Origin of the sequence: Phenylobacterium deserti (assembly GCF_003254705.1) — a bacterium.
Lineage (GTDB): Bacteria > Pseudomonadota > Alphaproteobacteria > Caulobacterales > Caulobacteraceae > Phenylobacterium > Phenylobacterium deserti.
The window spans coordinates 41,400-53,928 of the sequence record NZ_QFYR01000002.1; the positions used below are offsets into that span (position 1 = coordinate 41,400).

A 12,529-nucleotide genomic window follows, 5' to 3' on the forward strand; every position below is an offset into this window, starting at 1 on the left:
TTGGGAGCCAGTCGCGCTAGTTAGCTTTTGATAAGGGGAATTCGTGCCTAGGCCTAAGGGGTCACGCGACGTCGATTACGAGGAGAAGAGGGCTGCTCTTCTTCAACGCATGACCACGCGGATCATGCGCCGGGAAATCGCGCGCCCAAGCCTTCGCCAGCTGGCCGACGCCGCTGGCGTCACTGTCCCGACCCTCCGCCACTACTTCGGCGGCCGCGCCGAAGTGGTCAGCGCCATCCTCGAAGCCTACCGTGCGGCGGGCGAGGCGCGCTTGCGCGCCCTGGCCGAGACCACCGCGCCGTTCGAGGAGTCCATTCGCACCTATGTCACCTCGCTGCTGATCGCCGTGCAGGCGCCGCGCGAAGTGAAGCTGGGCGACGTCTTTGCGGTGAGCATCGCCGAGGGGCTGCTGGACGAGCAGATCGGCCCAGCCTCGCTGAAGTACATTGTCGATCCGTCCATCGAGGCCCTGAAGATCCGGCTGGACCGGCATGTGGAGCGGGGCGAGATGATCGCCACCGACACGCGGGCCGCAGCCCTGATGCTGCTCTCGCCGCTGCTGATCGGCGTGCTGCACCAGCACCACATGGGCGGCGCCCAATGCGCGCCCGTGGACCTGGACAGGACCGCCACCGAGATCTGCGACGCCTTCCTGCGCGCCTACAAGGCGCCCTGAACAGGCTGGCTCCGAACGCGTGCGGGCGCTAGGGACGCGCCAACGCAGCACGGGAAGCAACCATGATCGTTCTGGTGACCGGCGCCACCGCCGGCTTCGGCGAGGCCATCACTCGCCGTTTCATCACTGAGGGGCACAAGGTGATCGCCGCCGCCCGCCGCGCCGAGCGCCTGGAGGCTCTGGCCAGGGAGCTGGGCGCCAACCTCCAGCCGCTGAAGCTAGACGTCACGGACCGCGCAGCGGTGGAGCAGGCGATCGCCGGCCTGCCGGCGGAGTTCGCGGCGGTGGACGTGCTGGTCAACAACGCAGGGCTGGCCCTGGGCATGGAGCCCGCCGACCGCGCTTCGCTGGACGATTGGGAGACCATGGTCGGCACCAACGTGAACGGCGTGCTCTACGCCACCCACGCGGTGCTGCCCGGCATGGTGTCGCGCGGGCGCGGCCATGTGGTGAACCTGAGCTCGATCGCCGCCACCTATCCCTATCCGGGCGGCAATGTTTACGGGGCGACCAAGGCGTTCGTGCGCCAGTTCTCGCTGAACCTGCGAGCCGACCTAGTGGGGCGCGGGGTGCGGGTGACGGACCTGGAGCCCGGCATGTGCGGCGGCACGGAGTTCTCCACCGTCCGCTTCCACGGCGACGCCGACAAGGCGGCCAAGGTCTACGAAGGCACGCAGCCGATCACGGCCGAGGACATCGCCGAAGCGGTGTTCTGGGTCACGACCCTGCCGGCGCACGTCAACATCAACACCATGGAGCTGATGCCCACTTGCCAGGCGCCCGGCCCCCTGCAGGTGGTGCGCAACGCCGGCTGATCTAGGTCAGATCTCCGCGCGCGCCTTGGCGGGGGCGACCTTGCCCTCGTCTAGGTCGTAGCGGGCGGCGACGATCTTGAGCCGTCCGGCCAGGACGCGGTTCCGCAGCGGCTTGCTGCCGGCGAAAATCTCGACAGCGGCGTGAGAGGCGTTCAGCGACACCGCCGCGTCGATCTTGTCCGGGGCGCCCACCGGCACGGCGTGTACGGCCGGGGCGATCAGGGCGGCCAAGGCGCCGATCTTAGTGTCCTTGTCCTCGTCCGCGGGGTGGCCGTCCAGGGCCTCGGCGGCGGCGGCGACCGCGCCGCACCGCTCGTGGCCCAACACCATGATCAAGGGCGAGCCCAGGTGGATCACCGAGTGTTCGATGGACGCCAGGACCGCGTCGTCAACGACGTTGCCCGCCACCCGCACCACGAAGAGATCGCCAAGCCCTTGATCGAACACCAGCTCGGGCGCAACCCGGCTGTCGGCGCAGGCCAGGATGGTCGCGAAGGGGCGCTCGCCGCCGGCCACCAGCCGCCGCCGCTGGGCGTCGCCATTGGGATGCGTGGCCTTGGCGGCCACATAGCGCGCGTTGCCGGCCATCAGGCGCGTCATCGCCTGCTCGGGCGTGAGCGGCGCCTCGACCACCACCTGCGAGACGGTGGGCGTCGCCGCAGCCCCCGTCGTAGCCGCAGGCGCGACGTGAGCCTTCTTGGGCGCTGAGGCGAGGGCGGGCGAGGCGAGCAGGCCCGCTCCCGCAGCCAGCATCAGCCGCCGCCGTGAAAATAGATTGGCAGTCATCCCGCACTCCCCCCGGAGCGAATCCCTGATCCATCAAGAAGCGCCGAAATTCACTAAGATTTCGAAAGCTTGAGCGGGGGTGCAGCGGCGCTGCCGGCGAGGGCGCGCAGCCCCGCCTGCTGCACCTCGTCCGGGGCGAACCGCCAGGCCGTCGGTTCTCTGGGTGGAAAGCGGCGCCGGTCTCCCGCTACTAAGGGCCGATGCAACTGGTGTTCATCTATGGTCAGGTCGCCGCGGGGAAGCTAACCGTCGCGCGGGAACTTGCCGAGCTCAGCGGCCTGGCTCTCTTCCACAATCACTTGGTCGTCGATGCGGTGGGCTCCGTCTTTCCATTCGGATCGTCGCCGTTCGTTCGGCTGCGGGAGAGCTTCTGGCTCAGCGTTTTCGAAGAGGCGGCCCGCGCAGACACCTCGCTGATCTTCACCTTCGCGCCGGAACCGACGGTGGAACGCACGTTTCCGGAGCGGGCGAGAGATGTTGTCGCCGAGGCGGGCGGCTCGACGCTGTTTGTCGCCCTGGAGGTGGACCCCCAGGTCCAAGAGCAGCGTCTGCTGTCTCCGGACCGGGCGGCATTCGGCAAGATGACATCGCTGCCGCTGTTCCAGAGCCTGCGCACCGACTTCGCGAGCTGCTTTGCGCAGATGCCGCGGCCGGACCTGACGATCGACACGACCCGGATCGAACCGCGTGATGCAGCGGTCGCCATAGCTCGCCGGATAGGAGCCTAGAGCTCAGGCGTTGACGAGGCGCGGGGAGGCGCCATCTCTAGTGGAGAGGAGGCGACCATGACCTCATTCCCGCTCCGGCCCGGCGTCTATGGCAGGCCTCAACCGTGGCACGTTCAGATGGTCGCACGCGCGGACCAGGAGAAGGCGCGCGCGGCCGCGACGGCGGCCCAAAGACTGGCGGCGAGCCGTAGCTCGGTCCTGACTTCCGCATCGGCGACAGTGCTGCTGAGCGCGAGCGTCCCGGCTCCATCTGCGAATTCCACAGATTAGCTGCGCGAGCAGGGCGCAGCGGAAGCCTTTCAAGCCGCGGCGTCCAGAAGCGAAGGGTCCGCGGCCAAGGGCGCTCAGCGGCTCTGGATAGCCGACAGAAAAGGCGCTGCGCCCATGGCCCGATGCCGAAGAGCGTCCTAAACACGCCTGGCTTGCAGCGACGAGGGGAGAGACAACTTGCGCTCAGTCGTGACTCTTCTGGAGAGGTTGCCCTCTGTCGTCGGTCTCGCCGCCTTCCGATTGCAGTCGCGTGCGCACGCGGAGCCTACAAGCGGGCTGATCACGATCGGCTATAAACTCGGCCCGCAAGCCCGGCGCCCGTTGTCGATCCAGGTGCATGTGCGGGGCGAGCCTAGCCCGATCTTCACAAAGGTCACTCAGGCCGGCGAGCGCACGGGCGAGCTCATCTTCCATTCGCATCTCCTGCCGAACGGCTCTGTGGACCTCGTCTTCAAGGCTTTCGACGGCGGGAAGCTGGTGGGAAAGCGCACCTTCACCATCCAGGTCCGAAACCAGGGTGAGGTGGCGGAGATGGTGCGGCAAAGCCTGCAAGCCCGAGGCGCCCCGACCGTGTTCGAGGGACCTTGCGACTCGTCTGCCTATGACTACGCCGATCCCAAGCTGACGGCGTGGTTCGACCGGGACGCCAGTGCGGTGCAGGCTCATGTCGATGGCTTGATTGCGGCGGGCCGGGCCAGCCAAGCCGAGGGTGAGATCCTGCGTCACTTCGCTGAGCAGGGCTTCGCGATCCTGGAGAACGTGATCGAGCCAGAGCTCCTCGAACGGCTGAACGCGTCCCTGGATGACGCGATCTCCCGCAAGGTGGAGGGCTATGAGTACGGCTCAAGCCAGCGGATGCACAATCTTCACGAGCGGTACCCGGCTGTCCGGGAGCTATGGATGCACCCGAAGGTGATGCGCATGCTGGAGTTGATCTTCGGCGTTCCGGCCAGTCCGTGTCAGTCGCTCACCTATGTGTTCGGATCGCAGCAGGAGCATCATCAGGATCTCGTGCACCTGACGCCCTTTCCCGCCGGCCGGATGTGCGGCGTGTGGACGGCGCTTGAAGATGTGCAGCCGGACAGCGGCGAGCTGGTGGTGTTTCCAGGCTCCCACCGCACGCCCCGCATCTACATGCACACCGCCGGGGCGCCGAAAGTCCGGGACAACGATTGGACGGCGTTCGGCGAGAAGGTGGTCCCGATGTGGATGAACACCCTCGCGAAGGGCGGCTTCGAGCGGTTCGTCTACCGGCCGAAAGCCGGCACGGTCCTCATCTGGCACGAGAACCTGATGCACGGCGGCCAGCCGCGCGTGGATCTGACCAAGTCGCGCCGCTCCATCGTCGGCCACTATTTCGCGCAAGGCGCCGTCGTCTACTACGACTCTTCGGGCTTGCCTGGCTCGGTGCATGACGTGGCGGCCGCGCGTGCGGGAGCGCGGTAGGCTTCAGTCTGCTGCGCTTGCGGCGAGCAAAGCCCTCGAGTTCTAGAGCTTGGCGCCTTCCGGGCTGAGGGCGCGCCGAAGGGCGTCGAGGCTGAAGGGCTTTTCGACCACCATGCCCTGCGCACGTTCTTGGCTCAGGGCCGCGCCGGAGGCATAGCCGGTCGCGAACAGCACCTGCACCTGCGGGCGCATCTGCCGGACCCGGTCGGCGACCTGCGCGCCGTTCATTCCCGGCATCGCGTAGTCGACGAGCAGCAGATCCGGCGACAGTCCGCTTGCGACCTTCTGCAGCGCCTCCTCGCCGGATGCGGCCTCCACAACCTCATGTCCGAGCTCGCGCAGCATTTCGGCGGCCGTCGCGCGGACCTGGTGGTCGTCGTCGACCAGGAGCACGAGCCGGCGGGCGCCCAGCGGCTCGCCATCCGTCTGCTCCGGCGGGTGGCTGGCGGCTTGGTCGGAGACCCTCAGGTACAGGTGGACCGAGGCCCCCTTGCCAGGCGCGCTCTCGATCCGGATCGCGCCGCCCAGCGCGCTGATGACGCCGTAAACCTGGCTCAGGCCGAGGCCCGTGCCTTTTCCGACTTCCTTTGTGGTGAAGAAGGGCTCGAAGGCGCGCGCCAGGACGTCTTCGCTCATCCCTTGGCCGGTGTCGCTCACCGTCACGCAGACCAGCCTTTCGCTGGCGAGCTCCTGCGGCCCAGCGCCCGGAGCCAGCGCCTCGGTGCTGATGACCAGGGCCCCGCCGCCCGGCATGGCGTCGCGTGCGTTCACCGCCAGATTGAAGAGCACCAGCTCCAACTGGGTCTCGTCGGCCAGCACCGGCGGCAGATTGCGGGCGAGGTGGGTGGAGACGGCGACCTGGCCGCCAAGCGTGCGGTGGAGCAGCTCCGACATGCGGGCGATCAGGCTGTTGGCGTCCACGGCCCGGACCGCCAAAGGCATGCGGCGGGCGAAGGCCAGCAGCTGTTTGGTGAGCGTCGCGCCGCGGTCGGCCGCGATCGCTGCATTGCGCAGCAAGCGCAGGACCCGGTCGTCCTCCACGCGCCGAAGGGCGAGATCGAGGCTGCCGGTGATGGCCATGAGGAGGTTGTTGAAGTCGTGGGCGACCCCGCCGGTCAGCTGGCCGATCGCTTCCATCTTCTGGGCCTGGTGTTCGGCCTCCGCCGCCGCTCGCCTCATGCGGGCGAGCTCGAGATTGACGCTGACGCGAGCCAGCAGCTCCGCCGCGCTGAAGGGCTTCACCAGATAATCGTCTGCCCCGGCCTCCAAGCCCTGGACCTTGGCTTCCTCGCCCGCGCGCGCCGACAGGAAGATCACCGGGGCTCGCTTCAGGGCCGGCTCAGCGCGCACGCGGCGCAGCAGTTCGAAGCCGTCCACCTTGGGCATCATGATGTCGGTTAGGATGAGGTCGGGTTCTTCGGCCAGAGCAAGCCGGAACGCCTCTTCCCCGTCTCGGGCCAGGATCACCTCGTGCTGGTGGCCGAGCAGGCGGGCGACATAGGCCCGCATGTCGGCATTGTCGTCCGCAAGGAGCAGCCGGGCGCGCGGCGTCGCGTCCGAGCCGACGGGAGCGACCTCGTCCTGCGACCAGTGGAGCGCTTCCTCCACATAGGCCGCGGCGGCGATCTGGGTGGAGGCGCGATCGTCTGCGCGGGCCTGGGTGGCTGGCAGGTGAGCCGAGCCGGTCGGGATCGAGACCCGGAAGCTGGTCCCCTGGCCAGGCGTGCTCTCGACGGCGACCTCGCCGCCATGGAGGCGCACCAGCTCCTTGACCAGAGCCAGGCCGATGCCGGAGCCTTCATGGGAGCGGGACGCGGCGCCTTCCACCCGATGAAAACGGTCGAAGATCTTCGGCAGCTCGTCGCTGGGAATGCCGACGCCCGTGTCGGCGACGGTGAGCTCGACCGAGCCGGGCAGCGGCCGGAGGCGGACGGAGATCTCGCCCTTGAAGGTGTGCTTGAAGGCGTTGGAGATCAGGTTGAGGACGACCTTCTCCCACATGTCTCGGTCAAGGAAGAGCGGCTCGGACGGGGGGGCGACCTCCACCCGATAGGCGAGGCCGGCGCGCTCCACGGCCGAGCGGAAGGTGCTGGCCAGATCCTCGGTCACCTGCGCGACATCGGTGGGCACGAAGCGGGCGCTGGTGCGGCCGGCTTCGACGCGCGAGAAATCGAGCAGGGTGTTGACGAGCTTCAGCAGCCGCATGGCGTTGCGATGGACGAGCGCAAGGTCGGTGCGGCGCGCCGGCAACTCCGCAGGCGGCAGCGACAGCAGGTCCTCCAGCGGCCCGAGCATCAGTGTCAGGGGCGTGCGGAACTCGTGGCTGACATTGGAGAAGAACTGGGTCTTGGCCCGGTCGAGCTCGGCCAGAGCTTCAGCGCGGGCGCGCTCCTCCTCGAACACCCGGGCATTGCGCACCGCGGTGGCGACCTGGGCCGCCAGGAGCTGGAAAAAGGTCTGGTAATCTTCGTCCAGCTCGCGGTTCGGATTGAGGCCGGCGGTCAGGACGCCGAGCGGCGGCTGGCCTGGTGCGGCCGTCAGCGGAATGGCGACGCCGTCGGTGACAGCGTGGCCCCAGGGGCCGCCCCGAGCCGGGAAGTAGTCCTGCACGTCGGAGAAGGTGGTCATCCGCCCGCTCGCCGCCGCCTGAATCCAGGCCGGCGCCTGCGCGATGTTCACGCGGTCCGCGGCGGCGCCTTCGGCCGGCAGCCCGACGCCGGCGGCGAGGCGGAGCTCTTCGCCGTCGCGCAGGCGCAAGGTGGCGAACGGCACGTCAAACGCGCCCTCGAGCGCCTCGGCGACGGCCGCGCAGGTCGCCTCCACGCTCAGCTTGTCGGTCGCCGCTTCAGCCACTTGCCGCAGCAGCTTGAGCCGGCGGTCGCCGACGACCTGCTGGGTCACCTCGCTGCAGACGCACAGCATGCCTACGATCTCGCCGGCGTCGTTCTCCGCCGGCGCGTGAGACAGGCTGAAGTAGGACTCTTCCGGATAGCCGGAGCGATTGAGCACCAGCTGCTGGGCCGGCACCCAGTTGGCGATCCCGGTGCGCATCACCTCTTCGATCATCGGACCCAGCGTGGCCCAGGCCTCCGCCAAGGTGATGCGGATGTCGATCCCCAGCGCCTCGGGATGCTTGTCGCCGATGAGGTAGGAGTAGGCGTCGTTGTAGATCTGAATGAGGTCCTCACCCCAGATCAGGATCATGGGATAGCGGGACGTCAGCAGCGTCTTGACGGTGGCCCGCAGGCTCTGGTCCCACAGCTCGGGCGGACCGAGCGGCGTCGCCGCCCAGTCATGGACACGGCAAAGCTCCCGCATGAAGCCGGGGCCTGCGAAAAGGCGATGGGCGGCGGCGTCGGCCAGGGGAGGCGTCAGGTTCATCAGGCTCGCTCATGACGAGCAGCAGGCCCCCCGACCTTCCCCTCGTTGACCGTGTCTCTCACGTCGGCATCCTTAGAGGCAAGCGTACCGGAGACTGGCGTGAAGGGGCCCGGCGGAGGTGCTGCAGCCCCGCGCGCTCGCGTGCTCGATCCGGGCTTACCGCCCGCGGCGGGAGGTGGTGACGAGCTTCACGGGCTGGCCCGGGCGGAGGGGATCGGCAGGCTGCAGGCCGTTGATCATCAGGAAGCGCTCGAGCCGGTAGTCGTCGAAGGCCATGCGCTGGCTGAGGGTCTGAACCGTGTCCCCAGGCCGAACGACGACGACTTCCACCCGCTTGGGCTGAGCGGCGGCGAGCTCCTGCGGCGACAGGCGGTGGAGAGAGCCGATCACCGGATCCCAGATCTGCGCCCGGCCGGCCGGCGACAGGGTGACGAAGTGGTAGGCCCGGCCCGAACCGTCGGCGTAGGCGGCCACCACCACGTCCAGGACGCGCGAGCCCGACTGCGCCCGCGCCGGCAGGACCACGGCGTCGAAGCCGCCGATGCGCGTGCGCTCCGAAGCTCCCAGCTGGGCCGGCGCTTGCCCCACCGTCCGCCGCAGGACGTCGTAGGCGTAGCGTTCGAGGTCGCCGCTCAGCGATCCGGCCGAGAACTGCCCCTTGGCGCCTTCCGGTCCCTCGATGCCGACCGCTGTCGCGCCGTTGGTGAGGGTGAACCCGGAGGGCGCCTCGAAGCCGATCCGCAGCACCGGATGGGTGAAGCGCCGGTCCTCCACGAAGCCCTGCTCGGGGTCGTCGCCATAGAGCATGCCGTCGATCTGGCGGAGGTAGGCGTCCCGGCCTGCCGCGGCGGTCGCATCGGTCGGCGGCGGACCCGCCTGGCGCGCCGACTGCAGGGCGCGGGCGATGCGGTCGCCGGTCAGCGGGTGGGTTCGCGCCCAGGCGGCGGTTTCCTGCCCTTGGCGGCCGCGTCGGGCGGCGTCGAACTGGTCTTCCCGCTGGAGAGCCCCCAGCATGTCCACCAGGCCGTAGGGGGAATAGCCGCCCTGCGCGAGGTAGCGGACGCCCAGCCCGTCGGCTTCGAACTCCTGCTGCCGCGAATAGCTGAGCACGCTCAACTGGCCCGCCTGGCTGGCGATCTGCGCGACGTTGGCCGAGCGCGTCAGGGCGCCCAGGACGAGGGCGCCGATGCCGGTCACCACCGACCGTTGCTGGCGCCGTCCGGCGTGGTTGGCGGCGACGTGGCCGACCTCGTGGCCGAGCACCGAGGCCAGCTCATCCTCCGTGTTGATCAGGGTCAGAAGACCGCGCGTCACGTAGACGTGGCACCCCGGCGGAGAGGTGAAGGCGTTCACCACGTCGCTGTTGAGAACGTGGAAGGCGCAGCCGCTGCGCCCAGCGGCCCTCGCCACCCGCGCGCCGACCTGGCTGACGTAGGCCGCGACCGGGCCGTCGTACAGGCCGCCGGCGCCTTCCACCACGGCAAGGTGCTCGCGCGGGACCCCTTGGGAGGCTGAGGCGGGCGGGCCGTTCTGCCAAAGCGGCGCTTGGGCCAGGGACGCTGGCGCGGCGGCCAGCAGCGCGATCGCGGAGGCGCAGGAAACAAGGCGGCCAAGGCGGCCCCGGCGGACGACGAACGACATGCAAACCTCGACAGTTTCCGCGCCAAGAACCCATGCGTCTGGCCAAGGTTCCTGCCGCAGCAGCATGCTTCAGCTTGCGCAGATCTGCGCGGACAGGCGTGGCTGCTTGCCGGCCTCCGTGCCATCTTTCGCCGGCTCGTCGGCGACTTGGCAGCGGGCGCGTTATCGCGTGAGCGTACGGATCAGCTTGCGACGGACGGATGAGGGACGAGGGCGTGGGCGGACGGAGGCCTGGCCGTCAGGCGCCGTCCTTCTGCTGACGTGCGGCGAGCACGCGCTCGATGGCGGCCACGATGCGGCCGGCGTGGGTCAGGCCCAGCATGGTGCGGTGGTCGGCGGCGTCGATGTTGTCGATGAAGCCGGCCCTTGAAGCTGTCGCGGGGGCTTGCCGGGCCGTGTCCCAGGCGGCGCGATCGGGCGACCTTGGCCCGGCGGTGACTACGGCGACCGGCCACTGGGGGTTGAGGGGGCCTGCCGCGGCCGCTTGGCGGGCGGCGGCTCGCCAGCTTTGCACCTCGGCCAGAGCGGCGCGGCTCTGGCGCCCGGAGATGAACCCGTGGCGCTTCTCCACCTTGCCGGCCGGGGGCAGGCCAATGCGGTCGCCGAACAGGTAGAAGGGCTTGGTCAGGCCCAGCGTCCCGGCCACGGCGCCCAGGCGCGCCATGGTGGTGAACCGGTCGATGAAGGCCTGCGCGCCAGGAGCCTCGATCATCTCCGGCATGGCGGCGTCGAGGAACACAAGTCCCGCCACCTGCTGCGGATTGCGGGACGCGAACAGCCGCATGTAGAGGCCAGCCATGGAGTGGCCGGTCAGCACGAAGGGACCCGGCTCGCCCGACGCGGCGATCAGCTTCTCGAGGTCGCCGACGATGGCCTCGCCGTCGCGCGGCTTGGGGCCGGGATCGGAATAGCCCATGCCGGCGCGGTCATAGGCGCAGGAGCGCAAGCCCCGCTCGGTCAACGCCTGCTGGGTCGCGGCGAAGTCCGCCGCGCCGCTGAAGGCGCCTGACTCCAGCCAGATGGTCGGCGCCTGGGTGCGCGGGCCCTCGCACACCAGCCGCAACCGCCGGCCGCCGATGTCGACCGCGGTCCCGCGGGGCTTGTTCAGCTGGCTGGCCGCCTCGGCCGCCGCCGCGGCCGCGCCCCACGTCGCGACGAGCATCAGCACAAGGGCGAGCAGAATGCGCATGCCGATGTCGTAGAGGGCTCGGCACGGGCTCACAACCGGCTTAGCTGGCGAAGCCGGCCGCCTGACCTTGCGCCTTGCAACCTGCGCGAGTTCTGCGAGCTTCGGGGAGCGGAGGAACTCGCATGCGGATTGGCGCAGCCGGACTGGCGATGGTGGCGGCCTGGAGCCTTGGCTCCAACGCGTGGGCTGCGTGTCTGCCGCAAGGGCCCCAGGCCACGGCCTTCACCACCCGAGCGGCGCCAGAGCGTGCGGCCGGTTTGCTGGCGATGGCGGGCATGCTCATCACGATGGAGCCGTACGCCCAAGAACCTGAAGCGCATCAAAAGCACGTGCGAGGTGGCGAGGCTGCAGAATGGCAAGAGGCTTGTGAAGGTGCTTGGGACCGCGGATCCGGGCGCGCCCAGGATCATGCCCATGAGCGATCGCAAGGCGGAGCTGTTCTTCCTGATGACAGTTCCGGACATCAAGACCGTGTCCGCCACAACGCCCGCCAAGCCGCTTGGCTATGTGCTCGCCTTACGGGGTGACAAAGACGCCCTGGTGTTCCGCGCCTATGACGTGGTCCCGCCCGATGTGCAGCTGGCCGCGGACTTAGGCGCTGCGTTGGAGGGACGGGTCGCGCCGATGCTGCGCGCCGAGTTGGCGACGCACAAGGTCCAGATCTCGATGAGGGATGGCGCCGGCGAGGTGGCCGAGCGCGCCCCGGGCCCCGGCGCTCAGTAGCGGCGGCGGGCCGCTGGAGAGGTGACCGGCGCGCGGGCCGGGCCGCGCGAACGCTCGAGGCGCTGCACCACCTGCGGATTGGTGATCCGGCGATAGAGGGCCTGCACGAGGCTGAAGACGCCGAACAGGCCAAGGCCGGCGGCGACCAGGACGTGGACGGTTCCGGAGAAGGCGCCCAGCGCCTCGCCGACTCCGCCGGCGGCGCCCGGGTCCTGAGCGCTCGCGGCTCGCCACAGCAGCAGGCCGATCATCACGAACACCGCGCCACGTGCGGCGTAGCCCAGCCGCCCGGACCATTTCACCCAGGCGCGCTGGGCGGCGCGGCCGTCCAGCTGCTTCAGGAACTCCAGCTTGTAGGCGCTCCAGGCCTGGGCGAAGCCGCCGACCACGAAGGCCGCCGCCACCAGGCGCAGGAGCAGGCTGCCGCCCGGGAGGTCCAGGGCGAAGCCTGCCGCACGGTCCGCGCCCTCTCCGCCGCCGCCCTGGCCCACGAGACCGATGGCGAGGCCCGCGGCCAGCAAACCAAGCAGGATATGGGCGCCGCCGCTCAAGGCGTGGCCGAGCCGGCTGACCGCGCCTTTGGCGCCGCTTCCGGCGCCTTCCAGGTCTTCCGCCGCATCCAGGCAGCGCCAGGCCCCGTAGGCCAGAAGACCGAGGGCGATCAGGCCGAGCAGCAGGCGAGCAGGGCCGTCAGCCAAGGATCGCAGCACGTCCGAGCTGCCGGCGTCACGGCCCGCCCTGATGGCGAGATAGGCGATCAGCAGGTAGAGCACGCCGCGGGCGGCGAACCCCAGGCGCGTGAAGGTCTCGAAACGCACCACCGCGTTCATCTCAGGCCACTCCTTCGAACCGGACCTAAGAAGACGGCGAGCAC

General features: G+C 69.5%; 10 protein-coding genes. 5 read left to right on the top strand and 5 right to left on the bottom strand.

What is annotated here, in order from left to right; genetic code table 11:
• The first annotated feature begins 124 nt into the window (after window positions 1-124).
• Both DJ018_RS09835 and DJ018_RS09840 read left to right on the top strand, forming a co-directional pair.
• Window positions 125-676 (top strand): TetR/AcrR family transcriptional regulator, encoded by a 552-nt coding sequence (locus DJ018_RS09835; RefSeq protein WP_165842907.1) that lies wholly within the window; start codon window positions 125-127, stop codon window positions 674-676.
• Between the two features lie 62 nt (window positions 677-738).
• Window positions 739-1,491 (top strand): SDR family NAD(P)-dependent oxidoreductase, encoded by a 753-nt coding sequence (locus tag DJ018_RS09840; protein WP_111514792.1) that lies wholly within the window; start codon window positions 739-741, stop codon window positions 1,489-1,491.
• A 6-nt stretch (window positions 1,492-1,497) separates the two neighbouring features.
• On the opposite strand, the gene DJ018_RS09845 is transcribed toward DJ018_RS09840, so the two are convergent.
• Entirely contained in the window at window positions 1,498-2,277 is a 780-nt protein-coding gene (locus tag DJ018_RS09845; RefSeq protein ID WP_111514793.1) for a carbonic anhydrase, read from the bottom strand.
• Window positions 2,278-2,477: 200 nt separating this feature from the next.
• Between DJ018_RS09845 and DJ018_RS09850 the strand changes: the two genes are divergently transcribed.
• Together DJ018_RS09850 and DJ018_RS09855 are read left to right on the top strand one after the other, a co-directional pair.
• The gene (locus tag DJ018_RS09850) at window positions 2,478-3,005 is read left to right on the top strand and encodes a P-loop nucleotide/nucleoside kinase family protein (RefSeq protein ID WP_111514794.1); all 528 of its coding nucleotides are present in this window, start codon (window positions 2,478-2,480) and stop codon (window positions 3,003-3,005) included.
• A gap of 477 nt (window positions 3,006-3,482) precedes the next feature.
• The gene (locus DJ018_RS09855; protein WP_133254258.1) at window positions 3,483-4,721 is read left to right on the top strand and encodes a phytanoyl-CoA dioxygenase family protein; all 1,239 of its coding nucleotides are present in this window, start codon (window positions 3,483-3,485) and stop codon (window positions 4,719-4,721) included.
• Window positions 4,722-4,763: 42 nt separating this feature from the next.
• On the opposite strand, the gene DJ018_RS09860 is transcribed toward DJ018_RS09855, so the two are convergent.
• The 3 genes from DJ018_RS09860 to DJ018_RS09870 form a co-directional block, all read right to left on the bottom strand.
• Window positions 4,764-7,643: an ATP-binding protein gene (locus tag DJ018_RS09860; protein WP_420849515.1), complete on the bottom strand. Its 2,880-nt coding sequence runs from the start codon at window positions 7,641-7,643 to the stop codon at window positions 4,764-4,766.
• Window positions 7,644-8,258: 615 nt separating this feature from the next.
• On the bottom strand, window positions 8,259-9,743 hold the full coding sequence (locus tag DJ018_RS09865) for a M48 family metalloprotease (protein WP_165842866.1): 1,485 nt from the start codon (window positions 9,741-9,743) through the stop codon (window positions 8,259-8,261).
• A 238-nt stretch (window positions 9,744-9,981) separates the two neighbouring features.
• Complete coding sequence (locus tag DJ018_RS09870; protein ID WP_133254259.1) at window positions 9,982-10,965, bottom strand: alpha/beta fold hydrolase; 984 nt, start codon at window positions 10,963-10,965, stop codon at window positions 9,982-9,984.
• Window positions 10,966-11,346: 381 nt separating this feature from the next.
• Here DJ018_RS09870 and DJ018_RS09875 point away from each other — a divergent pair, with 381 nt between their 5' ends.
• Window positions 11,347-11,655 (top strand): hypothetical protein, encoded by a 309-nt coding sequence (locus DJ018_RS09875; RefSeq protein WP_133254260.1) that lies wholly within the window; start codon window positions 11,347-11,349, stop codon window positions 11,653-11,655.
• Here the strand turns inward: DJ018_RS09875 and DJ018_RS09880 are convergent.
• On the bottom strand, window positions 11,649-12,485 hold the full coding sequence (locus DJ018_RS09880) for a DUF1206 domain-containing protein (RefSeq protein ID WP_111514800.1): 837 nt from the start codon (window positions 12,483-12,485) through the stop codon (window positions 11,649-11,651). The two genes, DJ018_RS09875 and DJ018_RS09880, sit on opposite strands and share 7 nt — an antisense overlap.
• Between the last annotated feature and the right edge of the window lie 44 nt (window positions 12,486-12,529).

What these genes read in the sequence shown, in the direction of transcription:
- DJ018_RS09845 (WP_111514793.1), bottom strand. Translation starts at nt 2,277, where the DNA reads ATGACTGCCAATCTATTTTCACGGCGGCGGCTGATGCTGGCTGCGGGA.
- DJ018_RS09865 (WP_165842866.1), bottom strand. Translation starts at nt 9,743, where the DNA reads ATGTCGTTCGTCGTCCGCCGGGGCCGCCTTGGCCGCCTTGTTTCCTGC.
- DJ018_RS09880 (WP_111514800.1), bottom strand. Translation starts at nt 12,485, where the DNA reads ATGAACGCGGTGGTGCGTTTCGAGACCTTCACGCGCCTGGGGTTCGCC.
- DJ018_RS09835 (WP_165842907.1), top strand. Translation starts at nt 125, where the DNA reads ATGCGCCGGGAAATCGCGCGCCCAAGCCTTCGCCAGCTGGCCGACGCC.
- DJ018_RS09875 (WP_133254260.1), top strand. Translation starts at nt 11,347, where the DNA reads ATGAGCGATCGCAAGGCGGAGCTGTTCTTCCTGATGACAGTTCCGGAC.
- DJ018_RS09850 (WP_111514794.1), top strand. Translation starts at nt 2,478, where the DNA reads ATGCAACTGGTGTTCATCTATGGTCAGGTCGCCGCGGGGAAGCTAACC.
- DJ018_RS09840 (WP_111514792.1), top strand. Translation starts at nt 739, where the DNA reads ATGATCGTTCTGGTGACCGGCGCCACCGCCGGCTTCGGCGAGGCCATC.
- DJ018_RS09860 (WP_420849515.1), bottom strand. Translation starts at nt 7,643, where the DNA reads ATGCTGTGCGTCTGCAGCGAGGTGACCCAGCAGGTCGTCGGCGACCGC.